Origin of the sequence: Pseudomonas sp. D3-27 (genome assembly GCF_051132165.1) — a bacterium.
GTDB lineage: Bacteria > Pseudomonadota > Gammaproteobacteria > Pseudomonadales > Pseudomonadaceae > Aquipseudomonas.
Map to the genome: position 1 here is coordinate 3,132,341 of NZ_CP071667.1, position 25,281 is coordinate 3,157,621.

At 62.8% G+C, this 25,281-nt stretch carries 12 protein-coding genes; 5 read left to right on the forward strand and 7 right to left on the reverse strand.

The annotated features are described in order from the left end of the window. Positions 1 to 8 precede the first annotated feature (8 nt). Complete coding sequence (gene treA, locus J3P92_RS14215) at positions 9 to 1,613, reverse strand: alpha,alpha-trehalase TreA (protein ID WP_434647720.1); 1,605 nt, start codon at positions 1,611 to 1,613, stop codon at positions 9 to 11. A 147-nt stretch (positions 1,614 to 1,760) separates the two neighbouring features. Between treA and J3P92_RS14220 the strand changes: the two genes are divergently transcribed. Then, complete coding sequence (locus J3P92_RS14220) at positions 1,761 to 3,062, forward strand: SDR family oxidoreductase (RefSeq protein WP_434647723.1); 1,302 nt, start codon at positions 1,761 to 1,763, stop codon at positions 3,060 to 3,062. A 20-nt stretch (positions 3,063 to 3,082) separates the two neighbouring features. Here the strand turns inward: J3P92_RS14220 and J3P92_RS14225 are convergent, their stop codons facing one another. Beyond that, positions 3,083 to 5,083 carry a sigma-54 interaction domain-containing protein gene (locus J3P92_RS14225; RefSeq protein WP_434647726.1) on the reverse strand — a complete coding sequence of 667 codons (2,001 nt, stop codon included), beginning with the start codon at positions 5,081 to 5,083 and terminating at the stop codon, positions 3,083 to 3,085. 179 nt (positions 5,084 to 5,262) lie between these two features. On the opposite strand from J3P92_RS14225, the gene J3P92_RS14230 reads away from it, so the two are divergent. The 3 genes from J3P92_RS14230 to J3P92_RS14240 are packed head-to-tail and all read left to right on the forward strand — an operon-like array spanning position 5,263 to position 8,059. Continuing rightward, positions 5,263 to 6,285, forward strand: a complete 1,023-nt coding sequence (locus J3P92_RS14230; RefSeq protein ID WP_420763729.1) for a Gfo/Idh/MocA family oxidoreductase — start codon at positions 5,263 to 5,265, stop codon at positions 6,283 to 6,285. Continuing rightward, positions 6,282 to 7,073 (forward strand): TIM barrel protein, encoded by a 792-nt coding sequence (locus J3P92_RS14235; protein WP_434647729.1) that lies wholly within the window; start codon positions 6,282 to 6,284, stop codon positions 7,071 to 7,073. The genes J3P92_RS14230 and J3P92_RS14235 overlap by 4 nt, the downstream gene beginning before the upstream one ends. A gap of 59 nt (positions 7,074 to 7,132) precedes the next feature. Next, positions 7,133 to 8,059: a sugar ABC transporter substrate-binding protein gene (locus J3P92_RS14240; RefSeq protein ID WP_420763727.1), complete on the forward strand. Its 927-nt coding sequence runs from the start codon at positions 7,133 to 7,135 to the stop codon at positions 8,057 to 8,059. Between the two features lie 154 nt (positions 8,060 to 8,213). On the opposite strand, the gene J3P92_RS14245 is transcribed toward J3P92_RS14240, so the two are convergent. Together J3P92_RS14245 and J3P92_RS14250 are read right to left on the reverse strand one after the other, a co-directional pair. Beyond that, a complete protein-coding gene (locus tag J3P92_RS14245; RefSeq protein WP_420763726.1) occupies positions 8,214 to 9,644 on the reverse strand; it encodes a diaminobutyrate--2-oxoglutarate transaminase in 1,431 nt (476 codons plus the stop codon). Between the two features lie 48 nt (positions 9,645 to 9,692). Continuing rightward, the gene (locus J3P92_RS14250; RefSeq protein WP_420763725.1) at positions 9,693 to 9,896 is read right to left on the reverse strand and encodes an MbtH family protein; all 204 of its coding nucleotides are present in this window, start codon (positions 9,894 to 9,896) and stop codon (positions 9,693 to 9,695) included. 199 nt (positions 9,897 to 10,095) lie between these two features. Here J3P92_RS14250 and fhuF point away from each other — a divergent pair, with 199 nt between their 5' ends. Further along, positions 10,096 to 10,824 carry a siderophore-iron reductase FhuF gene (gene fhuF / locus J3P92_RS14255; protein ID WP_434606037.1) on the forward strand — a complete coding sequence of 243 codons (729 nt, stop codon included), beginning with the start codon at positions 10,096 to 10,098 and terminating at the stop codon, positions 10,822 to 10,824. Positions 10,825 to 10,842: 18 nt separating this feature from the next. Here fhuF and J3P92_RS14260 read toward each other — a convergent pair whose 3' ends face one another. From J3P92_RS14260 to J3P92_RS14270, 3 genes are read right to left on the reverse strand one after another with little or no spacing between them, the layout of a single operon-like run. Further along, entirely contained in the window at positions 10,843 to 12,486 is a 1,644-nt protein-coding gene (locus tag J3P92_RS14260) for a cyclic peptide export ABC transporter (RefSeq protein WP_420763723.1), read from the reverse strand. Continuing rightward, on the reverse strand, positions 12,483 to 16,265 hold the full coding sequence (locus J3P92_RS14265; protein ID WP_434647733.1) for a non-ribosomal peptide synthetase: 3,783 nt from the start codon (positions 16,263 to 16,265) through the stop codon (positions 12,483 to 12,485). Before J3P92_RS14265 ends, J3P92_RS14260 begins: the two co-directional genes overlap by 4 nt. Then, positions 16,262 to 25,279 carry an amino acid adenylation domain-containing protein gene (locus J3P92_RS14270; protein ID WP_434647736.1) on the reverse strand — a complete coding sequence of 3,006 codons (9,018 nt, stop codon included), beginning with the start codon at positions 25,277 to 25,279 and terminating at the stop codon, positions 16,262 to 16,264. Before J3P92_RS14270 ends, J3P92_RS14265 begins: the two co-directional genes overlap by 4 nt. Positions 25,280 to 25,281: the final 2 nt, after the last annotated feature.

Here is a 25,281-nt window from a genome sequence, read left to right on the forward strand (position 1 = left end):
GGCCCGGCTCAACCGCCGTATTTGCCCAGCAATTTAAGCGTCACGCCGTTCGTCCAGCCAAAGCCATCCTGCAATTCATACTCGCCCCCGCCCCCACCGTCGCCTTGACCGGACAAGTCGTACTTCTCGACCAGTTTGTCTTCCTTGTGGTAGAGATCCTGGACCTGTTGCAGAAAACGGCTGCCAACCTCCCTGGCCAGGTCGGTTTGGCCGTAGCGCTCCAACCCCTCGACCGCCACCCATTGCAGGGGCGCCCAGCCATTGGGTTCATCCCACTGCTGGCCGTTATTGACCTGGGTGGTGGCGATGCCGCCGGGACGCAGCAAGCCCTTGCGCACGGCGTCGGCAGTGCGGTTGGCGCGTTCGCTGGAAGCCAGGCCGGTATAGAGCGGGAACAGCGTCGCGGCAGTGAGTGCCGGGCGCTGCCGGTTCTGCTGCCAATCGTAGTCCACGTAATAGCCGCCTTCGGCGTTCCACAGGTACGTCTCGATGGCGCGCTGGCGTTGCTCGGCCCGTTGCCCATAGGCTTGGGTACACGGCGTGTTCCGCACCGTTTCACAGGCCTTGGCGATGGTGCGCTCCAAGTGATACATCAGGCTGTTCAGGTCCACGGGTGCGATGGAGGTCGTGCGAATGGTCGCCAGGTTTTTATCGTCTCCCAGCCAGCGGGAACTGAAATCCCAGCCGCTTTCAGCGCCTGCGCGCAAGTCGCGCCAGACTTCTTGCTTGGGCCTGTCGGCTGCCTGTTCAGCGGTCTTGACGTCCTGCAGCCACGACTCCTGACGAGGCGTGGGGCTGGCGTCCCAATAGCGGTTGAGCACGCTGCCATCGGCAAGCTTGACGACGTGTCGCCCAGCCTCACGCGGCTTGAGGGTCTGCGCCCCTTCCATCCAGTAGGCATATTCTTTTTGCAGTTGCCCAAGGTAACGCCCGTAGGCCTGCTCGCCCTCGATATGCGCCTGCAATTCCACCATATAGGCAAAGAATGGCGGCTGCGATCGGCTCAGGTAGTAGGTGCGATTGCCGTTGGGAATGTGGCCGTAGGTGTCGATCATGTAGGCAAAGTTATCGGCCATCTGGCGAACCTGCGTCTGGTCACCGCTTTGCTCCAACCCCAGCATGGTGAAATACGAATCCCAGTAATACATTTCTCGAAAACGCCCGCCTGGCACGACATAGGGCTGCGGCAACGGCAATAGACTGCTGTATTGCGGAACCTCGGTGTAGGTTCGGCTGAGCACCGGCCAGAGATTGTCGATGTGTTCCTTGATCGGCGCGCCGGGTTTTGGGGTAGGGCTCTCAGCCTGGCCTGACTCGACGAAGTTGTCCTTCACGAACCCGTTGAGATCGAAATCGGCACTGTCGCGGCGGGCCAGGTAATCGGCGCGAATCTGCGAGGGGTCGCGCTTGGGCAGCGCATCGACGAAGTGTTTTTGGTCAGTGAACAACTGTTTGCCTTGCACCGCCTCAAACAATTCGGGATAGGCCTGGTCGGGCGGCACGGGGGTGCGCCTTCGCGCGTCCTCGTAGCTCCATGTCGCAGGCGATTGGCTTGAGCATGCTGCGCACAACAACGCGGTGAAGGACAGGCTGGCGAGATAAACAGAACGCATCTGAGGCTCCTTGATGTGATCACTTCCTACAGCAATGACTGAAGAAAATGAGCCTCGGTTCACTCGAACTTCCTTTCCTCATTTCAATGGAACCCCCGTTTCACCCTCGCTCTCTATCGCAGAACCAACAGAGCGGAGGTGTTGATCATGATTTCCCCGGCAACCGGAATGAGGACGGGCGAACGCTATGCCGTCGAAAGCGTCGAGCGAGCGCCACATTTCCCCGGCTTTTTCCTTGATGGAAAGTATTACCTGGGCCCAGAACTGAACACCGCGGTGGGCTGGCTGGAGGGCGAAAAGTTTGTCTATGACCAACTCGACCCCGAGGGCGAGCCGGTGTACCCGGACAGGGTCGCCGGCACCGTCCAGGACCTGACGCTGATCATGGCGGACGGGGTGCGCCTGAAGCTTTCGCCCATGCAGCCCGAGATCCATCAGTCGACAGGCGAAACCGCCCCGAGCCGTAAGACGACGTCGTATCCCTTGTCGGAGAAACTGGTGGTCATCACCGGCGCTTCGAGCGGGATCGGCCGCGCCACCGCCCAGGCGTTTGCCAGGCAGCGCGCACGCCTGGTCCTGGCGGCACGCGACCGTGCGGCGCTCGATGAGGTCGTTGCACAATGCCAGGCCCAGGGAGCCGACGCGTTGGCGGTGTGCACAGACGTCACCAGCAGTGAGCAGATGCAGGCGCTTGCCGCCGAAGCCGCAACGTTCGGTGACGGTCGCATTGACATCTGGATCAACAATGCCGGCGTGGGTGCGGTAGGCAGCTTCGAGCAGACGCCGCTCGATGTGCATGAGCAGGTCCTGCAAACCGATTTGCTTGGCTACCTGCGCGGCGCCTACGTGGCCTGGCCGTATTTCAAGAAGCAACAACGCGGCATCCTGATCAATACCCTGTCGTTAGGCAGTTGGGTCGCCCAGCCTTACGCCGCCGCCTATTCCGCCAGCAAGTACGGACTGCGCGGGTTGTCCGAAGCCTTGCGCGGTGAGTTGGGGGAATACCGGGACATCCACGTCTGCGACATCTACCCCGCGGTCATCGATACGCCGGGCTTTCGCGATGGCGCCAACTTCACCGGCCACGCGCTGAAGCCACCACCACCGGTCTACGACCCCCATCGCGTCGCCGAGGCGATGGTCAGTTGCGCACTCAACCCCAAGCCCACCACCACCGTGGGCAGCGCCGCGACACTGGCAAGGATGGCGCATTTTCTTGTGCCCGGGTTTGCGCAACTCTCCGGCTGGCTGACACGCCGGGGCTTGGATCGCAGCCCGGCAATGGCTTCATCCTCCGGAAACCTGTTCTCCCCGCCCAGCGGCCAGCGACGTGTCGAAGGCGGTTGGCGCAAGCCGACGCGGCGATCCGCGCCCCTGCTGGTGGCGGGCGCCGCATTGTTGATTGGTGGGTGCCTGGTGGCGCTGGGTCGGGAACGAAGTCGTCGCTGAAGCGGCGTCTGGGTATTGGCTCAGGCCAATCCCGAACGGAACGCTTCCACCTTGAGCCCGAATCGGTTCATCTTGTTGTACAAACCGCCACGGGAAACGTTCAACTGCCGGGCGGCCAGGCGGATATTGCCCCGCGTGTCCCTGAGGGCCGCGATGATCGCGTTCATTTCATGGGTACCTAGATCCACGGCTGCCCGGGGCTCGGGGGCAAAATGCCGGGCCGATGGCTGTCCTCCCTGCCTGATCTCCAACGCAAGATCACTCGCTTGGATCAGCTCGGTGGCAGCCAGGTTGGTCGCGCGCTCAATGACGTTTTCCAGCTCACGGACGTTGCCCGGCCAGTGGTAGGCGCCCAAGAGCTCCAGCGCCTCCGGGGACAGGTCGCGCATGGGTTTTCGCAGCGACCGGGCGCAACGCGCAAGAAAATGCCGTGCCAGCATCGGCACGTCTTCGCGGCGCATGCGCAGGGGCGGCACCGTCAGGCCCAGCACGTTGAGGCGGTAATAAAGATCTTCGCGAAAAGCCCCTTCGGCCACGGCCTGGCTCAGGTTGCGATGGGTCGCAGCGATGATGCGCACGTTCACCCGCAACGATTTTTTCGCCCCCACCCGAGTGACTTCGCCTTCCTGCAGGACACGCAGCAAGCTGACTTGAGCATCGAATGACATGTCGCCGATTTCGTCGAGAAAGATCGTCCCGCCGTCAGCCAATTCGAACTTGCCCGCCGAACCGCCACGCACCGATCCGGTGAACGCGCCTTCGACATGGCCGAACAGTTCACACTGGACCAGGTCGCGAGGAATGGCCCCGCAATTGACCGCAACGAAAGGTCCGCCGCAACGCTCGCTGCCATTGTGGATGGCCTGGGCAAACAGTTCCTTGCCGGTGCCGCTCTCCCCGAGAATCAGCGTGGTCGAATCGCTGCGGCTGGCGATTCGAGCCAGGTGCAATGCGTCCTGGATGGCGCGTGAATGGCCCTGGATGGTTTCGAAGGTATAGCTGGCCTGGGTACCCATGATGCGCCGGGTAATCTCGCGGATGCGCCGGTTCTCGCGCAATGAAACAATGCGACCGCCCTGCGCCAGGGGACAGACCGACACCAGGCAGGCCAGGTGGCTGCGATCGTGCAGCTCAAACGTACAGTCCAGGTCCCGTACTCCTTCCCCGGCCCTGCGCAGGATTTCATCGCTCAGTTCGGTCTGGCCCAGGCTCTGGAACGGCTTGCCCAGCCAGGCAGGGTCGACACGAAACAATTGCCGGGCGTAATGGTTGAGGGCCTTGATATCGTTTTTTTCATCCAATACGACCAAGCCCTCGTTGAGCACTTCCAAAACCGTTTGTTGTTCTTCCAGCAACGCTTGCAGCGCCATTTGCCTGGAAACAGCTTCGGCTGCAGCCTGGACGGTGCCCAAGGTGTGGAAGTGAAACCAGCCGGGCTCGGCCGTTAGGGTCAACATGGCCAGGGTCCGGCCATGGGCATCGCGGATGGGCGCGGCGGCACAATGCATCTGCCGCTGGCGCAGGCCGGCGCCGAAATTCTCGCCAGACAGCACGTATACCAAGCGGTCTTCAACCAGCGCCAGGCCGGTGCAATTGGTGCCCTGTACCGATTCAAGCAAGCGACTGCCGATGGGTGTGAGGTCCAAGCCACAGAAGTACAAGGTGGTGCCCTGGGCATCCGTGAGGTTGATATGCCCGTTGGGATTGTAGGCAAGCAGGCCGCGCATGACCTGCGCCGCCGCGGCGATCAACAGTCGATTCGCCGCCAGTGTGGCGGTCAGCTCGGCAGGCGAGACAAAACGGTACTCGCCGTCTGCCGAGTCGAGGCCGGCATCGACGCTACGCTGCCAGGAACTCCAGATAACCTGCCGGACACCTTCAGAACGCTCGGTGACACCGCTCAAGCAGGCTCGCCAGGCTTCATCCAGCGCCGGGCTTGATCCGCCATTCAATGACGCAGGCCCCAGGGCAGTCAGGTAATCACGGTCTTCAACGCTCAACGTCATCGGCTGTGTGTTCATGGCGGGCTCTATGTACATACTTTTGACATGTCAGTATAGGCATGTCTTCTAAATGGACACATGCAATCACAAAGCACCAATAAAACCCTTTATTTTCAGGCTGTTAACAATTGGCACAGCCCTTGCTCCCGGCAATGCACCGACAACGAGTCGCGAACAACAATAAAAGGGAGTCTCTTATGGGTACGTCAAAAACCGTCCGCCTGGGTCTTATCGGTGCGGGTCGCATGGGCAGCTTTCACGGCCTGACCGCCGCTCGCCACATCCCCGGCGCATACCTTGCCGCCATTGCCGATCCAACCCCCGGCCAGGCCGAGCGCCTAGCGGCAGAACTGGGCGCAGGGAAGGTTCATACCGATCCACAACAGTTGCTGAATGACCCGGATATCGACGCGGTGCTGATCGCCGCGCCAGCTCGCAGCCACGCCGAACTGGTGATCAGCGCGGCGCAGGCGGGCAAAAGCGTTTTCTGCGAAAAACCCATGGCCGTCACGCTGGAGGAAGCCGATCGGGCCATTGCCGCCGCTGCCGATGCGAGGGTCACGCTGCAAGTCGGCTTCAACCGGCGCTTCGCCAAGAGCTTCCGCACCGCGCACCTGGACGTGGTCGCCGGCCGAATCGGCACGCCACAGCTTCTGCGTTCGCTGACCCGCGACCCGGCGCTGAACAATCCCGCCGCCTCGCCGCAATGGGTCATTTTCCTGGAGACGCTGATCCACGACTTCGACACCCTGCGCTACCTCAATCCGGGTGCAGAAGCGGTCGAGGTGTTCGTCATGGCCGACGCGTTGATCGCGCCGGACTTCAAACACAAAGGGTTCCTCGACACGGCGGTGGTCACGATCCGATTCGACAACGGCGCCATCGCCACGGCCGAGGCCAACTTCCAGGCGGTCTACGGCTATGACGTCCGCGGCGAAGTGTTCGGCAGCGCCGGCATGCTGACCATGGGCAGCGTCAACGACAGCGACTTGCTGCGCTACCTGGCAAGTGGCGTCCAGGCCGATACCCAGCGCATGGACACCGACTTGCTGCGTGACGCCTACGTGACCGAGCTCAATCACTTCGTCAATTGCGTACGCAGCGGTGAAAAGCCCCTAGCCAGCGGTGAGGACGCCCGGGCCGCGCTGGCGATTGCCCGTGCCTGTATCGAGTCTTTCCAGCAAGGCAAAGCGGTGCGTGTCCAAGGGCCGCTGTCATGAGTCTCGTACCGTTCAAGCTGGCGGTCAGCGCGGAGATGGTGTTCCTCGACCTGCCCTTTATCGAACGCGTCAAACGCATCCATGCGCTGGGCTTCAGCGTCGAGATATGGAACTGGACGACCAAGGACATCCCCGCCCTCGCCGCGACGGGCGCTGACTTTACCTCGATGACCGGCTACATCACGGGCAACCTCACCGACCCCGAGGACATCCGGCAACTGCTGGACAGTGCCCAGGAGTCCTTGGGTGTCGCCGCGCAATTGAATTGCCCGAGCCTGAACCTGCACGGCACCGGCCTGGGGGACCAGGGTCTGCCGGTCAAACCCGTGACCCAGGCCACCGGCCGCATGTGGTTGAGCGCCTGCAAGACCCTGGAAAAAATCGCCCGCCTGGGGGAAGACGCCGGCCGTGTGTTCCTGCTGGAAAACCTGAACACCGAAGTCGACCATCCGGGCACGCCTTTCGCTCGCGCCGACGACACCCTGGCGCTGATCGAAGCCGTAGGCAGCCCGCATCTGAAAATGAACCTGGACCTCTATCACGCGCAGATCGGCGAAGGAAACCTGACCGAACTGATCCAGCGCGCCGGCGGCGCCATCGGTGAAATCCAAGTCGCCGATGTGCCTGGCCGCATGGAGCCCGGCACTGGCGAAATCAATTATCCGGCGATTGCCAGGGCGTTGTCCGGCATGGGATACAGCGGTGTAGTCGGCCTCGAAGGTTGGGCCAGCGGAGACAGCGAGCGGGCGCTTGAGCGATTCAGGCGGGCCTTCACGCTGGATGGGTAAGGCCCGTGCAGAACATTTATTGATGACGTTCACTCCATAACAACAAAAGGAAAACCATCATGCGTCGTTGCACACTGCTGTTCGCCACGCTGCTCCTGCTCTTCAGCCAATGGGCCGCCGCCGACTATCGCATCGGCGTCAGCATCGCCAGGGTCGACGATAACTTCATGACCTATGTGCGTAACGGCCTGGACGAGGCCGCCAAGAAGGACAACGTCCAGATCCAGTTCGAGGACGCCCAGGGCGATGTGGTTCGCCAGCTCAACCAGGTCCAGGGCTTCATCAACCAGAAAGTGGACGCGGTCATCGTCCTGCCGGTCGACACCTCCGCCACCGCCAATATCACCCGTGCCGCAGTCGAGGCGAAGACGCCACTGGTCTACGTCAATCGGCACCCGGACGAGCGTACGCTGCCCAAAGGGGTGGTCACGGTGGCGTCCAATGACATCGAGGCTGGCCAATTGCAGATGCGTTACCTCGCCGAAAAGCTCGGCGGCAAAGGCAACCTGGCGATCATCATGGGTGACCTCGCGCAAAACGCTACCCACGACCGCACCGAAGGGGTCAAGCAAGTGCTCAAGGACTTTCCCGGCATCAAGATCGTCGAGCAGCAGAGTGCCGAGTGGCAACGCAACAAGAGCATGGACCTGACCAGCAACTGGTTGCTCGCCGGCAGCCGGTTCGATGCCATCGTCGCCAACAATGACGAGATGGCCATCGGTGCGGCCATGGCCTTGCAACAATCCGGCAAGGCCAAGGGCGAGGTTGCGATTGTCGGAATTGACGGCTTGCCGGACGGCCTGGCGGCGATCAAGCGCGGGATGCTAGTCGCCTCGGTATTCCAGGACCCTAAGGCCCAGGCGACCAGCGCGGTGCAGGCAGCCATCAAGATGATCAAGGGCGAGCCGGTCGAGACAGAAGTCTGGGTGCCCTTCCAGTTGATCAAGCCTGAACAACTGGCGGTGTTCGAGCAGCGTTACAAGTAGCAGTAATCACCTGAGAAAAATGATGGCTCCGTGGCGAGGGAGCTTGCTCCCGCTCGGTTGCGTAGCAGCCGCAAGATTTTGGGGCCGCTGCGCCCGAAGCGTCGGACCGACCCAGCGGGAGCAAGCTCCCTCGCCACGAGTGAACAGCGCTGGATCAAGCGATGTGCAACGCTCGGCCCTTGGTCTCGGCGAGGGCGTTGTTCAATGCAACACGGAACAGTTCGACCAGCACATCAATCTCGTCGGCCTGGATGATCAGCGGCGGCAGGAATCGCACCACGGCGCCGTGACGCCCGCCCAGTTCCAGGATGACACCCAGGCGCAGGCATTGGCGCTGGATGGCCTGGGCCAATGCGGTGTCCGCCGGAGGAACACGGCTGTCGCTCGGGGTGTCGCTGACGACTTCCACGCCCACCATCAACCCCCGACCGCGCACCTGGCCCAGGCAAGGGTAGTCGCCCTGCAACTGGCGCAGTTGCTCCATCAGGCGCTGCCCCATGGCATCGGCATGTTCTGGCAGGTTTTCGCTGATGATATGGCGCAATGTCGCGGCACCTGCAGCCATCGCCATCTGGTTGCCACGGAACGTGCCGGCATGGGAACCGGGCTTCCAGGTGTCCAGCTCTTCGCGATAGACCATCACCGCCAGTGGCAGGCCGCCACCGATGGCTTTGGACAGCACCAGAATGTCTGGCTCGATATCGGCATGCTGGAAAGCGAACAGCTTGCCGGTACGACCCAGGCCGGTCTGCACTTCGTCGATGATCAGGGCCACGCCGTACTTGCGAGTCAATTGGCGCAAGCCCTGGAGCCAGCGTACCGGTGCCGGGATCACCCCGCCCTCGCCCTGCACCACCTCCACGACCACTGCCGCCGGCGGCAACACGCCCGATTCCGGGTCGCTCAGCAGTTGTTCGATGAAGTGCAGCCCGGCATCGATGCCAGCTTCACCACCGATGCCGAACGGACAACGGTAGTCGTAAGGGTACGGCAGGAATTGCACGTCGGCCATCAGCGAGCCCAGCGCCTGTTTCGGCCCCAGGTTGCCCATCAGGCTCAATGTCCCCAGGGTCATGCCATGATAGCCGCCGGAGAACGTCAGGATCGGCTTACGCCCGGTGGCGATTCTCGCCAGTTTCAGGGCCGCCTCGATGCCATCTGCACCCGTCGGCCCGCAAAACTGTATGCGCGCGTGACGCGCGAAGTTTTCCGGCATGGCATTGAAAAGGTCCTCGACAAAGCGATCCTTGACCGGCGTCGTCAGGTCCAGGGTGTGCAAGGGCAAGCCGGAATCGAGCGTCTGGCGCATCGCCGCAATGGCCACCGGGTGGTTATGGCCCAGCGCCAAGGTTCCCGCGCCGGCGAGACAGTCCATGAACAATTGCCCCTGCGTGTCGCGAACATAAAGGCCGTGAGCCTCTTGCAGGGCCAGCGGGATGCGTCGCGGGTATGAACGCGCATTCGATTCCCGGGCCGCCTGGCGTTGCAGGTACGGATTGGTATTCAGTTCGCGAGGCGCCTGTTGGCGGAACTGCTCCAGCGTGAAGGTGGCGCTGGATGATGAGCGGGGCTGGACACTTTCCATTTTGACTCCCTGAGATGAGAACGCTGTCGTGGGCGATCAGCCCTGTCCTTATGCCTGCATTGCCTGGCGCAGGCTCAGTGGGCGCATGTCGGTCCAGACTTTCTCGATGTAGGCCAGGCACTCTTCCTTGCTGCCCTGCATGTCTACGGTGCGCCAGCCATCGGGCACACTGCGGTAGTCCGGCCAGATCGAGTACTGCTCCTCTTCGTTGACGACAACCAGAAACCGCGTATCCGGGCTATCCAAACTCATTGCTTGCTCCTTGACTGGCATGACGGGAAAGATCGCTACGATACAATACTAATAGTATCGATTCTCATTAATATTTTATAAATCTTACATGGCTTGCCTGCTTCAACACCCACGAGCAGTCGCAAGACGGTGGTGCGCTGTTTATACTTCGCCCCTTCTGGACGATAACGTCTCTCAATTCGCGGTCACGGATGAGTCAATGATTCCCAGCCTTGCTCCGCTGTTCACCGGGCCGCTCGCGGCCTTCGAAGAAAAACTGCAACTGCGCAGCCACTCGCCCACCGTTCTGTCGGTGGAACTGTTCTTCCAGCGCGAGACGTTCAGTCAGTTCGTCGACGAGCTGCTGGCGCGCTACAAGACCGATGAACGCCTGGCCCTGGTGTCGCTGTGGTCCAAGTGGTATTTCAGTACCTTCCTCGCGCCGGTGATGGGCGCCAACCTGTTGCTGCAACGGGACCTGCCAGTCGCTCTGAACGATGTTGGGTTGAAACTCGGCGACGACGCCAGGCCACAGGCCTTACATGTTCGCGACGCCGGGCAACCACTGCCCGAATGCACAGCCTTTGAACGGTTCCATACGCTGGTCGAACAACACCTGGAACCGGTCATCGACACGCTGGCCAGTGTCAGCCGCGCATCGCCCCGCTTGTTCTGGAGCAATGCCGGCAACACCTTCGAATTCGTCACCACGCGGATCGACCTGCATCCGCTGGCCAATCCCGAGAGCACCCTGCCCGCCCGGCAAATCCTCACTGCCCGCCTGCGCCCCGATGGTCGGCGCAACCCGCTGTTCGCCCCCGTGCGTTACCACGATATCGGCGAGGAAGAGCCGCAGCGCCTGCGGCGAATCTGCTGCATTCGGTATCGCCTTCCCAGCGTCGGCTATTGCAGCAGTTGCCCCCTCGATGAATGCAAGCGGCAGCATTGAAGCGTCTGATCGCGCCGATCATTTTGCCAATTGAAAGGGATTCTCCGTCGCCCGGTCGTAATCGACGAGGTGGCCGTAGTCGAGACGATAGACCCGGTCCGCCACGTCGAAATAACGGTCGTCATGAGTGATCGCGATGACCGTCTTGCCGGCCGCTTTGAGCTCGGGCAGCAATTCGTTGTAGAACACATGGCGGAACACCGGGTCCTGGTCGGCCGCCCACTCGTCCAGCAGGAACACTTCACGGCCTTCCATCATCAGCAACAGTAAGGCCAGGCGCTTGCGCTGGCCCTGGGACAACGCGGTGGTGGACAGGCGTCCAGCGGCGAATTCAACCTTGTGGGCCAGCCCCAGGCGCTCCAGATAATGGTCCACCCGAGCCTCCAGCCCTTCATGGTCGCCCGCCTCGCCCAACACATCGGCGAACAGATAGAAGTCGGCAAAGATCGCGGCGAAGTGCTCGCGATGCCATTCGCTGGTGCTGGCATCGAGCACCACGCCGTTGAGTGAAACTTCCCCGCAAGCGGGCACATAGAGCCCGGTCAGCAGCTTGGCCAGGGTCGACTTGCCACTGCCGTTGCCCCCCACAATGAAGATCAACTCGCCGCGCCGGATCGTCAGGTCGATCGGTCCCAATTCAAAGGCAAATTCCTCGTTCTTGCCGGCATACCGGTAATGCACGTTCGACAGACGCAGATCACGAAACGGCTGCGCTGCTTGCGCGGACGCCTTGAACTCTACCGTCTCGCCCAGTGCCAGGGCATCAATGGCCTGTAAAGCGACATGACCACGAATGACAGCGGGAATAGCGTCGAGGATCATCGAGATCGGCGTGCGCAGGAACATGATCGCCAAGACGTAGCCCACCACCACCTGCTGGCTCAGCAATCCCAGCCCCTGGCCGAGGAAAAACAGCGTGCCGATCAGCACGAACACCAGCAACGTCGTCCAGTTCAGGTTGACGGCCCATAAGGTGTCAGCGCGTACCGATGCGTCCAGCGACGCCCGGGCGATGGGTTCGAGCTTGCGTTGATAGAGCAAATGCCGACGCTCCCGGCTCAGGCCCAGTTCGCAACGCCCCTGGATGGCGGCTTCGAACTGCTCGGTGAGTTGGTCGTCCTGCTGCCGGACCGCCTGCATCAAGGTCTTGACCTTGCGCCCGAGCAGCACGTCGAGGCCGACGCCAGCGGCGATTACTGCCAGCGTCAGGCCGAAGAACGGCAGGCTCAACCACGCCATATAGGCCAGCCCCGCCAACAGCAGCAAGCCGTTGTACAAGGAAATCGGCAATTGCTTGAAGGCCGTGGCGACGGTGGTCACGTCCTTGGTCAGGGCGTTGTAGATGCGTGGGCTGCCCAACCGTTCGATGCGTTCCAGCGCGGTGCCCAGCACCTTGCCCACCAGCCGCAAGCGCAGCTGGTACACCAGCCGATGGCCGATCTGCACCAGCAGCCATTGCGCGGTGACCCCGCTGATGAACAACAGCACCAGCAGGCCACCGAACAGCAGCAAGCCCTGGCCGAGGTCATTGAGACCTTGTTCCAGGCAGCGGTTGATGTAGCCGATCAGGCCGATACTGGTGGCCGCGCTCAGGGCACTGCTCAGCACCGCTAGGAAAATGCGCCATCGCGCGTTGTGCAGCAGTTCTCTCAATAACATCATGGGACCGACACCACCTTGGCAGAGGTTTGCAACAGTAAAGGCAGCAGGTTTTCGACCAGTCGCGGCTCGCCGAGCATCTCATGATGCCCCACGTCCAGCGTCCACTGGCTAACCGGTTGGCGCGCGTGGACTTGCCATTGTGCGCGCAAGTCGCCGTGGGCATTGCCGCGCCACAACCAGACTGGCACGTCAACGGTTGGCAAGGCCTGCTCGTACAAACGGGTCTTGATCGCGCGATATCGCGCCATCAGCGCCAGCAGTTCACCATCCGCCGCTTTCCATTGCAGGTGCCCGCGCACCTGTTCATCGTCGAGCAGCCGGGCGACACCCTCGGCATAGTCGAGGCCGGCCAACAGGCCCGTCAACCGTTCCCGTAGCGACTCGCCGATCGGCTGGCCGTGGCTGCGGCAATAAAACGCGAAATCGGCAATCAACTGGCCCGCTTCGTCGCCCTCGCCGGCCAGGCTGCGCTGAGCATCGTGATCGAGCAACACCAGGCCTTCGACGCTGAAGCCGCTGGCTTGCAGATGCGGCACCAGCAACAAGGCCAGGCGCGCGGCCAGGCTCCAGCCCAACAACACCATCGGTCGCTGTTTGAGCTGGACCGGGATACTCGCCACGTATTGCTGCAACAGCGCATCCATATCGCCGTGGGCCCAGTCATTTTCAAGGGCGGCCAGGCCAAAGACGGCCACTTCGCCGCGCAGGTTTTCCACTAGCGGCTGGTAAGCCTGCAGGTGCCCTTGCGCACCATGCACCGCCAGCAAGGCCGGTGCGTGCGGATCGGCGTCGCTCAAGATCTTAAAGGGGCCGCTGCCGATATCGTCCAGGTCCTGCACCAGATCACGCACCGTATGCCGCTCGAACAACAGATTGGTCGGCAGGTTGAGGCCCAACCGTTCACGGATCAGCGACACCACTTTGATCGCCGCCAGCGAATGCCCGCCAACGTTGAAGAAATTGTCCGTTACGCCGAGGTCATCGACCCCCAGCACGTCACACCAGATCGCAAGGACCACCGTCTCCAGCTCCCCCTCCGGCTTCACCCGCGTATTCTGCAATCGCTGCCGGGCCCGTTCGAGCAGGTGCTTACGATCGAGCTTGCCGTTGCTGTTCAGAGGCATGGCCTTCAACGCAAAGATTCCGCTGGGCAGCATGTAATCCGGCAATTGACGAGCCAAGCTGGCGCGCAACGGATCCGTCCCCTGGAACTGAACATCGTCCGTGACTACAAATGCCAGCAACCGCCCGAGATCGCCTTCGCCATCCAGCAGCACAGCGGCTTGCAAGACGCCCGGCTGGGCGAGCATCGCCTGCTCGACCTCCGCCAGCTCAAGGCGAAACCCACGAATTTTCACCTGCTGGTCATTGCGCCCCAGAATGCGCAGGGCCCCATCGGCCTGGCGTAAGACCAAGTCACCGGTGCGGTACAGGCGATTGCCGCTGGCAGGATCTACACCGAAGGCCTCGCCACCGACATTGCCGACGTATCCCCTGCCGACACTGGCGCCACTGATGTACAACTCGCCAGCCTGGCCGGGCGGCACTGGCCGTTGCTGCTCGTCAAGCAGATGAATACGGTTGGCACCCAACACTTGATTCAACGCACAACCAGTCACGCCCTGCGCAAGATCAATGGCTCGCCACAACACCCCGACGGTGGTTTCGGTCGGGCCATAGTGGTTATACAGTCGGCAGGCCGGCTCGGCCTGGGCCAAGCGTGTCAGCAACGCCTCGCCAATCGGTTCCCCGCCCAATACCAGCACCTGGCGAGGCAGTACGCCGACGGCTTGCTCGCCCATCAAGGCTTCGAGGTGCGATGGGACGATTTTCAGCACGTCGAGGGGATAACGCCTTAGCTCCTCGGCAAAGGCCTGGGCGTCGGTCACCGTCGACTGCGCCAGCACATGCACACAACCGCCCTGCAGCCACGCCGGGAACAACACGGTATTGCCCAGGTCCGCGAGCAGCGACGACACCAACCCATAATGCCCGCCCTCGGGCAGTTGCAGTGCACGGGTTACTTGGGTGACGTAATGGCGCAATTGCCCTTGTTCGATCTGCACCCCTTTTGGCTTGCCGCTGGTGCCCGAGGTGTAGAGCACGTAGGCCAGGTCTTGCGCGGTGCCGGAGTGCGATGTAGCTGACACAAGCCCGTTGCTTGCCTGGGACCAGCACAGCGTCCGGGCCGACGTGTCAGGCAAGAGGCCCTCCAAGTGCAGGAGCAACGCAGGTTGGGCGTCATCGAGTACCGCAGCCAGCCGCAGCGGCGGCTGTTGGGGATCCAAAGGCAGATACGCGGCACCGACCTTGAAACAAGCGAGCATCGCAACCAGCATCTGCGCGCCGCGTGGCAGATACAGCCCCACCACGTCGCCGCGGCCCACGCCCGCCTGATCCAGGCTGCCGGCGACGCGGTCACTCAAGGCATCGAGTTCAGCGTATGAGAGAAATTGGTCGGCATACCGCAGCGCCGGGCGATCCGGGTGTGCCTGGGCGTGCCGGCGCAGGGCAACGATGATGTCAAGGTCCGCTCCGAGGTCAGGACGCGGCGAGGACACCAGCGACTCCTCGGGCAGACACGCATCCATGCTATCGATAAGCTCATTGGGCGACTGCATCAGTTGGCCGAGCCAATGCTTGACACGCTTGAGCAGCGCCTGCATCTGCTCCTCGCGATACACCCCGCAATCATACGCCAACGCCAGCTCGCCATTGCCCTGGGTGTGGAGGGTCATCTGAAGTTGCAGCTCGATCGGCGTGTCAAACGAGAGCCACTGCAACGCGTCCGGTTGCGGCACTTGCAGAACCTGCAATCCTGCCTGGAAACTGGCTCGCCACTCTGGCAACAACTGCGCCTGGCCGACGTATTCCTGCCAGTCGACGGCACTCTCCAGTTGCCGGGCCATTTGCCGGGCCAGGTTGACCAGGGTGCTGTGCTCGGACATTTGCATCACCATCGGCAACGTCTGTTCGAACACACCAAACGCGCCGGTCAGTTCCTCGTAGTTATCTCGAGGGTCATGCTGCAAACCCAGTTGGCCCTGCCGTTGGCCATTGAGCCTGCCGAGCAATGAGCCCCAGGCCGCCAAGACCAACTGCTCCTCAGCGATACCTTCCTGCTCGGCCAGGGCGGTCAGCCCCGTCACCTCGCTTTGCGCCAACTCCTGACGGACGACGGCATGACGGCCACTGGCGATGCCATAACGTTCGACCAGGCGCATGCCCGGGATGTCCTGCAAGGCCAGGTTGCGCCAGAACTGTGCGCCCTGCTCAGCGTCTTCATCCAGTTGCAGGCCGTTGATCCACTCGACGTAGTCCACGTACTGCATGGGCTCGTCATCCAGCGGCGCGGCGCGGCCCAGCAAATGCTCGCGCAACTGGACCAGGCTGCGCGCGTCCAGCGAGTAGGCCGGGACCGCCAGCAACAATTGATCATCGAGCAGCCAAGCCAGCACGTCGGGCTGTTCGGCCTGGCAGCGACGCCGCGCCTCTTCCAGCCAATCCTGCTCATCGTGACCGTCGGTTGCGCGCCCCTGGCGCCAGTCAAGGCGCAATGCCTGAGGTTCGATCACCCTTTGGCGCAGCCCGGTGGCGCCCAGTGGCCGCTCATAGCGCAAGCGCAGCGCTTGATGCTGCGCCAGGCTGTCGCGCAAGCGTTGCTCGACGATGCCTTCGGGAACGCCTGTCAGCACCATGCGCACCCAGCGCCAGGCGTGTGGGTTGGCCTGGGCCAGTTGTTTCTGCTGGGGTGAAAGCGTGAGTCCAAGGTCCATCATGGGGTCAACTCTTCAAGTGTCTCTTCGGTCTGCGCCGGCGCGGCCATGACTTGGTGGCGGGCATAGATTTCCCCCATGGCGACGACGATTTTGCGCTCGCCCTCGAACGGATCCCGAGCATGGGCCGCTAGCATGTTATCGAGCATCACCACGTCGCCCTGTTGCCAGTCGAAGCGCACGGCACAACGGTCGTAGGCGGCATTGATGGCATCGATAGCCGCTGGTTCGAGCTCCGAGCCGTCCCCATAAAACACTTGCCTGGGCATTGCCGATTCGCCGTCGCGCAGGAATTGCTCGCGAACATCCTCATCGAGCAATGCCGGGTGGTACAGCTGGATCTGGTTGAAGAAGCTTTCTTCGCCCGTCAACGGGTGCAGGATCACCGCCGGGCACACCTGCCGGGTGTGCAGGTCATTGGCGCCGCGCCACTGGAACTCGATGTTGCTCTCACGACAGATCCGCTCGACGTCGGCTCGGTCCTCGGTCTGGAAGAAGTGCTGCCAACTAACGTCCAGGCTGGTGCTGAAATTGCGCACGTACATTAGTTGTTTGCTTCGTAGGTTCGCCTGCAACCACGTCGGCAATTCGCGGTAGACCTGGCGACTGTCAACGATTGGCGTCGCGCCCCCGGACGTCGCGGGCGTCTCGCAGTAGAACCACTGCCGACGTGGCCAGCGGTGCTGATGCGCGCTTTCGTTATGGAACAGGATCATCCGGTCCTTGGGGTATGGCGTGGACTTGTAGATGTTCTTGCCGCCTTCCTCTTTCGGCAGGTCACCGTATTGCCCGTACAGCTGCGGGCACAGCGCCTGGCAGAACGCCTCGAAATCCGCCGGCGTCGGCAGGTCGAAGCCACGGAACAGGATGCCGCCATGCTCGCGTAACCAGTGCTCGACCTTGTCGCGGTTGGCTTGCGCCCAGATGGCCGGGGCCAGTTCGCGGTCACGCAACGAAACCAGCAACGGGAATGCCGAGTCCGCTCGTAGCGGCCGGGCCTCGATGGGCTCACGGGTAGCCGCCGATCCGCCCTGGCGCATCTTGCCCAATTTGCTCATTTTGCGTTGCAGCGGGTTGTCCGTGGACATTGCAGCAGCTCCCTTCACAGTCGGCATCAAGGTATCGATAGGGGTTTGCGGCGCGGCGAGCGCGCGCTCCAGCAGTAACTCGAAAGCATCGCGCAAGCGTTCGATGGTGGCCGGACGGAACAGGCTGGTGCGGTACACCCAGCGCAGGCTGAGCGCGTCGCGGTCTTCGCTGGCGAACAGCGCCATGTCGAACTTGGAGTGGTGCTGCTCGCCCGTCAACGGCTCGACCTGCAGATCGCCCAGTTGGCGCTGCTGACGCGGCGTGTTGTCGAGCACGAAGAGTGTCTGCAACAGTGGATGCACATTGGCCACCCGCGGCAATTCCAGGCACTCGACCACGCGTTCGAACGGCGTGTCCTGCCAGGCGAATGCTTGCAGGCATAACTCGCGGACTTGCATGGCCTGCTCATGGAAGCTCAGTTCCGGTTGCACGCGGATGCGCAAGGCCAGCAGGTTGACGAAGAAGCCGATCAGCGATTCGGTGGCCGGATGGTCGCGGTTCGCCACGTCCGTTCCAATCACCAGGTCGCGGCCTTGTGTCTCACGTTGCAGCACGGCTGCATAACACGTCAGCAGCACCATGAACGGCGACGTGCCGCTGTCCTGGGCAAAGGTTTTCAACCGGCCCACCGTGGCGGGCGACAATTGGAAATCCACCGCCGCCCCGGCACCGCTATCACGCTCCGGACGCGGGAAATCGAATGGCAATGGCACCTGCGCGGGAATCCCCGCCAGGGTCCTTCGCCAGAACTCCAAGCCTTCCCGTTGACGCAACTGGACCGCCGCCGAACCTTGCCAAACGGCGTAGTCGACGTATTGGATCGGCAGCGCTTCCTGGGTTGGCAGCACGCCGGTGCTGTAGGCCTCGTAACCTTCGATCAGCTCATCGACCAACACCGCGCCGGACCAACCGTCGGAGGCAATGTGGTGCATGACCATTTGCAGTACATGCTCCTGTTCGCCGAGGCGATACAGGACCACCCGAAGGGGCGCTTCGCTGCCGAGGTCGAACGGTCGCAGCGCCATGTCCCGGGCATCGAGTGACCACTTCGATTCGCTCGACGCCAGGCGTTGCAAAGCCACCGCCAATTGCGGGTGGATTCGCTGGCGCAACTCGCCGCCGCACTGGTGATAGGTGGTGCGCAGGATGGCATGTCGATTCACCAACCGTTGCAACGAACGCTCCAGGGCTTGGTTATCCAGTTCCCCACGCAAGCGCACGTTGCTACTCATGTTGAAGCTGCTGTCGACCTCATCCAGTTGTTGCATCAACCAGACCCGTTGCTGCGCCGAGGACAAGGGTTGATCGATGCCTTGGTCAACCACCGGAATCGTCACCGACGCCAGATCCTGCTCAGCGGCGAGGCCCTCGATTCGCTCGGCCAGTCGCGCCAGCACCGGTGTTTCGAACAGCCAGCGCAATGGCACCTCGAAGCCCTGTTCCCGCAGGCGCCCGCGTACCTGGGCCGCCATCAGGGAGTGCCCACCCAATTGGAAGAAATGTCCGTCGGGTGGGACGTCCCGCACGTTCAGCACCGAGGCCCAGATCTGCGCCAGCATCCCCTCGCCGGCCGACAGCGGGCGCCCGGTTGCTGGCGCGCTGCCGACAACCGATTGCAAGCGCGGCAGTTGTCTGCGATCGACCTTGCCATTGCTGTTGAGCGGCAGTTGCTCAAGCGCCTGCAGGTGCGTCGGCACCATGTAGACCGGCAAGCGCGCCTGCAAATAGTCTCGAACAGCTGCCTCACCAGGTGCATCGTCAGGATTCGCCACCCAGAATCCGGCCAACTGCTCGCCTTGCACGGCCACCACCGTTTGCAGCACTTGAGGATGGCTGAGCAGGACGGCTTCGATTTCCCCCAGTTCGATGCGATAGCCACGCAACTTGATCTGGTCGTCGGTGCGTCCGAGGTAGTACAGCTGGCCGTCGGGCTGCCAGCGCGCCAGATCGCCGGTGCGGTACAAGCGACCACCGTTACCGAACGGGTCGGCAATGAAGCGCTCAGCGGTCAGCCCCGGCTGCCCGGCATAACCCCGGGCCAGTCCGTCACCGGCGATATAGAGTTCACCGACGCAGCCTGGCGGCACTTCACACAGGTATTCATCGAGAACATGGCAGCGGGTGTTGAGCAACGGCCGGCCTATCGGGGCGACGGGCAATTGAAGTGTGTCGATCGGCGTCTGGGTCGACCACACCGTGGTCTCGGTCGGGCCGTAGACATTGATCAAGCGCGCCACGTGCTGCTTCAGCTCGCTGGCCAGCTCCTTCGGCACCGCCTCGCCGCCGGCCAGGGCCACTCGCCCTTCCAACACCCGGCGATCGCCTTGCAACAACATCGCCCAGGTGGCGGGCGTGGCCTGGATCAGGTCAACGGACCGTTCGTCAATCAAGCGTGCAAGCAGCAGCGGATCCTGGCGCTCGTCCTCGTCCGCCAGGACCACCGAGCCGCCACGCACCAGCGGCAGGCAGAGCTCCAGGCCACAAATGTCGAAAGTGACAGTGGTCAAGGCCAGGTAACGCTGCACGTTATCCAAGGGCAGCGCCTGCTCCATGGCGAGCAGGAAATTGGAAAAGTTACCGCGGCTGATCTGCACGCCCTTGGGTTGCCCGGTCGACCCCGAGGTGTAGAGGGTGTAGGCCAGTTGCCCGAGGTGCGTCGCCAATCCAGGCGCCTGGGCGGGAAATTGCGCCAATGGCAGATCTGCCCACAGGCAAACACGTAGGTCGGCAGGCCAATCCCCTGTCGTCGAATCGCAAAGCAGCATATGTGGCTGCGCCCGGTTGAGCACTTGCGCCTGGCGGGCCGGTGGATGGGCGCGGTCGAGTGGCAAATAGGCGGCACCGGCCTTCTGGATGCCCAACATGCACACCAACAGGCGTTCATCCCGAGGCAGGCAGAAGGCAACCAACGATTCAGGCCCGACGCCCTGGGCCAGCAACCAATGAGCCAAGCGGTTAGCCTGGGCCTCCAGCGCGGCATAGCTCAATTGGCGGTCGGCGCAATAGACGGCGATGCACTCGGGATGCACAGCGGCTTGCACTTCGAAACGCGTCACCCAATCCGCTTCGCCGTGCAAGGGCAACGACTTCCCGGCAGTCGCCAACGTCGCAACCGAACGCAGCGGGATTTCCAGCAGGCGCGCATCAAGATCCTGGCCCGACAGGCTGGCGAGCAATGCCTGGTAATCCTCTACCAACCGGCGAGTGATGTCGGGCCGCAACAATGCGGTCGCGTATTCGACGATCAAACCGGTGCTGGCCTCGGCACCGCGACCCTGGGTGAACAGGTTGAACGTCAGGTCGAATTTGGCGCTCACCACGCCACCCGGCAGCGCCAAAGCCTGGGCACTGATGCCGGGCAGGTTCAGGCTGCGGGAATCCTGATGGTCGACCTGATAGTTGAACATCGTCTGGAACAGCGGCGTGCGATCCAGGCTGCGCTCTACATCCAGCACTTCCAATAACTGCTCGAACGGCAGCGATTGATGGGCCAGGTCCTCATTCAGCGTGCTGTCCAGTGCCTGGACGAATGCTTGCAGGCTCTGGCGGCCGTCGATCCGGACACGGTGGGCCAGGGTGTTGACGAACAACCCGACTAACGCCTGGCTCTGGACTGACTCACGCCCCGCCACCGGCAAGCCGATGGCGAAATCACTGCGCCCGCCGTGGCGCCAGAGCAGCAACTGATAGGCCGCGAAATACAGCACGAACGGCGTGACGCCTAGCACCCTCGCCCGCGCCTCGACCGCAGTGCTCAGCGAACCGGGCAGCACATATTCATCTCGCGCTCCACCGAACGCCTGCACCGCCGGCCGCGTGGATTGCTCAGGCAGCTCCAGCGGCTCGTTGCCCAGGCCTTCCAGGCGTTGTTGCCAATAGGCCAACGAATCCTTGCCATACGCGCCATCCAAGCGCTCTCGATGCGCCTTGATCAACGGCAGCAAAGCGCTTGCCGCCGGTAGGGTCTGATCTTGATAAAGCGCTGCCAGATCCTGGACGAGCAAGCCCATCGACCAACCGTCCACGGCAATGTGGTGCACGTTGAACAGCAGGCGATAGTCGCCAGGCGCCACACAAAACACATCGATGGCCAGCAGCGGACCTCGCGTGAGATCGAACACCCGCTTGGCGGCACTGGCAATGGCCGCGTCCTGTTCCGAGTCACTCAGGGCGCCGATGTCATGGACGTTGAAGATCGGTGCAGCCGTATCGTCCAGCCGCTGCCAGACTTGCCCGTGCTCTTCGAAAAAACGGCAGCGCAATGCGTCATGCCGGGTCACCAGCGCCTGACAGGCGCGTTGCAGGCGGGGCACATCCAGGTCGCCGCGCAAGGCCAACAGTTGGGTAACGTTGTAGGCGGTTTCAGCCGGGTCGAATTGCTGCATGAACCACACCCGTTGCTGGGCATGGGACAGAGCCTGCGGTTGCGCCGCGTCCTCGCACGGCGCCACGGCATCAGCGACCGGTGCGACGATCGGTGCGAGCACCTTGGCCAGTTGCCGAGGGGTCGGGTTTTCCAGCAATTGCCGGGGCATCAGGCGCAAGTCGGCCTGACGCAAGCGCGCGATCAACTGCAAGCTGAGGATCGAGTCGCCGCCCATGGCAAAGAAATCGGCGTCCGGCCCCAGGCCAGGTTGTCCGAGCAACTCGCGAAAAGCCGTCAGAACCGCAAGCAATGCCGGCTCGGCGCGGCAGTCGATGCACAGGGCCATGGCCGCCAGGGTCGGATGCTGCAGCACGTCCCGCGGTTCCAGCTTGAGCCCTTCCCGGGATGCCAGGCCGATCAATTGCAGGCTGAGAATCGAATCCCCGCCCAGAGCGAAAAAATCGTCCGCGCGGCCAACTGGCGCGCAGCCGAGGATCTGGCACCACAGTTGCGCCAATCGTTGTTCGGTCGCTCCGCTGGGCTGCTCGGTGGCTTCGGCGGCCGGCTCATCGATCGTCGGCTCAGGCAATGCACGTCGGTCCAGCTTGCCATTGGCAGTCAGCGGCAAAGCGTCCAGCGCCAACCAATGGGCCGGCACCATGTGTTCCGGAAGTTGCCGCTTGGCCTCGGCTTGCAGCGCCGCCAGCGCTTGGGTTGTCATCGAGGGGCTGACATACGCCACCAGTTGCGTCCGCCCTTTTACTTCACAAGCCAGCACGGCGCCTTCGCGAACCTGAGGCTGGGCGTTGAGCCAGGCGCTGACTTCGCCCGGTTCGACGCGGAACCCGCGGATCTTAGCTTGATCGTCCTGACGTCCGAGAAACACCAGGCGCCCGTCGCGATCCAGGCGAACCCGGTCGCCGCTGCGATAAAAGCGTTGGCCCTGGGCCGTGACGCCGAACGCACGTGCTGTCAACTCAGGCTGGCCGAGATAGCCTTGGGCAACCTGGGGACCACCAATCAGCAGCTCACCGGCGACACCCAGCGGTACGCACCGATTTTGACCATCGACGATGCGCAACTCACAGCCGGACAGCGGCTGGCCCAGCGGCAGATACTGACCCGCTACGAACGCCTCGGAGTCCAGAATTTCACCGCAGACCACGCCGACAGTCGTTTCCGACGGGCCATAGTGATTGAAGATACGGAGTTGCGGCGCCAGTTCACGCACCTTGGCGAATAACGCCTGGTCGAACCCCTCGCCACCAAGAATCAACAGCTCCTTGGGCAACACGCGACGGGCGTCGTCCAACGCCAGCAAACCGCGCAGGTGCGAAGGGGCGATCTTCAGGCAATCCGCCGGATGTTGGTCGAGAAAATCGGCCCAGCCGGGCGGGTCGAAGGCCAACGACGCCGGTGGCAATACCAGCGTGTCGCCTGCGTTGAGCGCGGCGAAAACAGAGGTCAAGCCGAGGTCGGCGGCGACCGTTGCCAAGGTCGCCCAGCGGCTACCCGATTTGGCTTGCAAGCATTGACCGACGGCATTGGCGTAATGGGCGAGGTTGGCATGCGTGACCTGAACGCCTTTCGGCTGGCCGGTCGAGCCCGACGTGTAGATCAGGTAGGCAGGCAACTGAGGCTGGCTGAGGCTTTCGTACTGGTGGACGTTCGCGTTGAGCGACCAATCGTCGGCGCTCAGCACCAGGCATGGGATGCCCACGCCGGTCTCGGGTGCTTGCGTCAATGTCAGCCACAGGCTCGCGCCGCTGTCGTGCAACAGTTGTGCGAGTCGCCGGGCTGGTTGCGCCGGGTCGAGAAACAGACAGGTGGCGCCACGCTGCCAGCACGCCAGGGTCGCCAGCACTTGTTCGGCACAGCGCGGCATGCACAGCGCGACCACCTGACCCGGCCCAACGCCCTGCGCGGCCAGCCGTGCGGCCATCGAGCGACTGGCCGCGCCGAGCGTGGCGTAATCGATGCTCTGCTCCACACTGCACAACGCCACGGCATTCGGCGTGTGCGTGGCCCAATGCAGCACCTGCTGGTCCAACGGCAACGTGATCGCGCCCAGGACCGGGCCGCGCACTTCACTCGGCGTGGAAACCAGTTGCAGGTCCGACAACCGCCGCTGCGGATGAGCCGAGCCCTCGTGGAAGATCGCCAGCAAGTCGTCGAGCATTTGCTCGACCGTGGCCGTGTCGAACAATTCGTCGCTGTATTCCAGTTCGCAACGCAGCCGCGCGTCGGCGGTACGGACCATGCGCAACGTCAAGTCGAAACGCGCGTGGCGTTGCGGCGGGTCGAGTACCTCCACCGCCACGCCGGGCAAGGCCAGGGTGCGGCTTTCGGGCAGATCGACCTGGACGAACATGACCTGGAACAACGGGCTCGAACGGGGACGTTCAAGGTTTTCGAGGACGTTTTCGAAGGGCAACTGCTGATGGTCGAACGCCGCCGCAACGGTGTCGCGGGTGCGCTGCAACGCGCTGCTGAAGTCCGGATTGCCTTGAAGGCGCTGGCGAATCACCAGGGTATTGAGTAACGGCCCGATCAACGATGCCAGTTCCGGACGGTCACGTTGGGCAATCGAGGTGCCCAGGCACAGATCAGTCTCGCCGCTATAGCGCGACAGCAGGCAGGTGAATGCCGTCAGGCCATAAATATACAACGTCACGCCATGATTGCGGATCGCGGTTTCGACTGCCGTGGTCAGTTGCGGCGGGAGCTCCCGGGTCAGGACCGCGCCACTGTGGCGACGTTGTGTGGGCGTGGGGCGCGGACGGTCCAGTGGCAACGCCATCGGCGCCGGTGCATCGGCCAGTTGGTCGCGCCAGAAATCGATATGCTGCCGGCAGCTATCGCTGTCCAGCCACTCACGTTCCCATGCGGCGTAATCGGCGTACTGGATACTCAGTTCAGCTAACGCGGCAGGCTCGTTCGAAGCGAGTGCCCGGTAAGCCTCGGCCAGTTCCAGGGTCAGTTGTTGGGCCGACCAGGCGTCATAGGCGACGTGGTGAATGGTGAAAAAAAGCCAGGTGCAATGCTCCTGGGCATCGCTGAATGCCTTCCAGCGCCAAGGCATCGACTGCGCCAGGTCGAAGGGCTCGGCGAGTTGGCGGGCATATTCATCGGCACACCATTGCTCGTGCTCGGATGCGGCGATGGTCAACCGTTCGACGCCCGGCAAGTGCACCTGTTGTGGCTCGCAATGGGGCTGCAACTGTCCGCTGGTGTCAGGGCTGTAGCGCGTGCGCAGGATCTGGTGGCGGTCGACCACCTGCTGCATCGCCTGTTGCAAACGCGCGCCATCCAGGCGCCCATCGAAGCGCAGCACCGAGCACAGGTTATAAAGGGCCCGGCTGCTCAGGGCTTCAGCCGACAGGAAGCGCCGTTGCGCCTGCGCCAGCGGCCTGTGTTCGCCTTCGCCGAGCAGAGCGGGGACGATCGGCAGGCGCCAGCTGTCGATGCCCTTCTCGGACAGGCGTTGGCGAAAGACCTTTTTCTTCTCCGCGGGCAAGGATGCCAGCCGCTGCGCAATCTCCAGGAAAGCTTGTTGCGTCATCG

Excerpts from the sequence above, each read along its gene's own strand:
- treA (WP_434647720.1), bottom strand. The coding sequence starts at position 1,613 with ATGCGTTCTGTTTATCTCGCCAGCCTGTCCTTCACCGCGTTGTTGTGC.
- J3P92_RS14220 (WP_434647723.1), top strand. The coding sequence starts at position 1,761 with ATGATTTCCCCGGCAACCGGAATGAGGACGGGCGAACGCTATGCCGTC.
- J3P92_RS14225 (WP_434647726.1), bottom strand. The coding sequence starts at position 5,083 with ATGAACACACAGCCGATGACGTTGAGCGTTGAAGACCGTGATTACCTG.
- J3P92_RS14230 (WP_420763729.1), top strand. The coding sequence starts at position 5,263 with ATGGGTACGTCAAAAACCGTCCGCCTGGGTCTTATCGGTGCGGGTCGC.
- J3P92_RS14235 (WP_434647729.1), top strand. The coding sequence starts at position 6,282 with ATGAGTCTCGTACCGTTCAAGCTGGCGGTCAGCGCGGAGATGGTGTTC.
- J3P92_RS14240 (WP_420763727.1), top strand. The coding sequence starts at position 7,133 with ATGCGTCGTTGCACACTGCTGTTCGCCACGCTGCTCCTGCTCTTCAGC.
- J3P92_RS14245 (WP_420763726.1), bottom strand. The coding sequence starts at position 9,644 with ATGGAAAGTGTCCAGCCCCGCTCATCATCCAGCGCCACCTTCACGCTG.
- J3P92_RS14250 (WP_420763725.1), bottom strand. The coding sequence starts at position 9,896 with ATGAGTTTGGATAGCCCGGATACGCGGTTTCTGGTTGTCGTCAACGAA.
- fhuF (WP_434606037.1), top strand. The coding sequence starts at position 10,096 with ATGATTCCCAGCCTTGCTCCGCTGTTCACCGGGCCGCTCGCGGCCTTC.
- J3P92_RS14260 (WP_420763723.1), bottom strand. The coding sequence starts at position 12,486 with ATGATGTTATTGAGAGAACTGCTGCACAACGCGCGATGGCGCATTTTC.
- J3P92_RS14265 (WP_434647733.1), bottom strand. The coding sequence starts at position 16,265 with ATGATGGACCTTGGACTCACGCTTTCACCCCAGCAGAAACAACTGGCC.
- J3P92_RS14270 (WP_434647736.1), bottom strand. The coding sequence starts at position 25,279 with ATGACGCAACAAGCTTTCCTGGAGATTGCGCAGCGGCTGGCATCCTTG.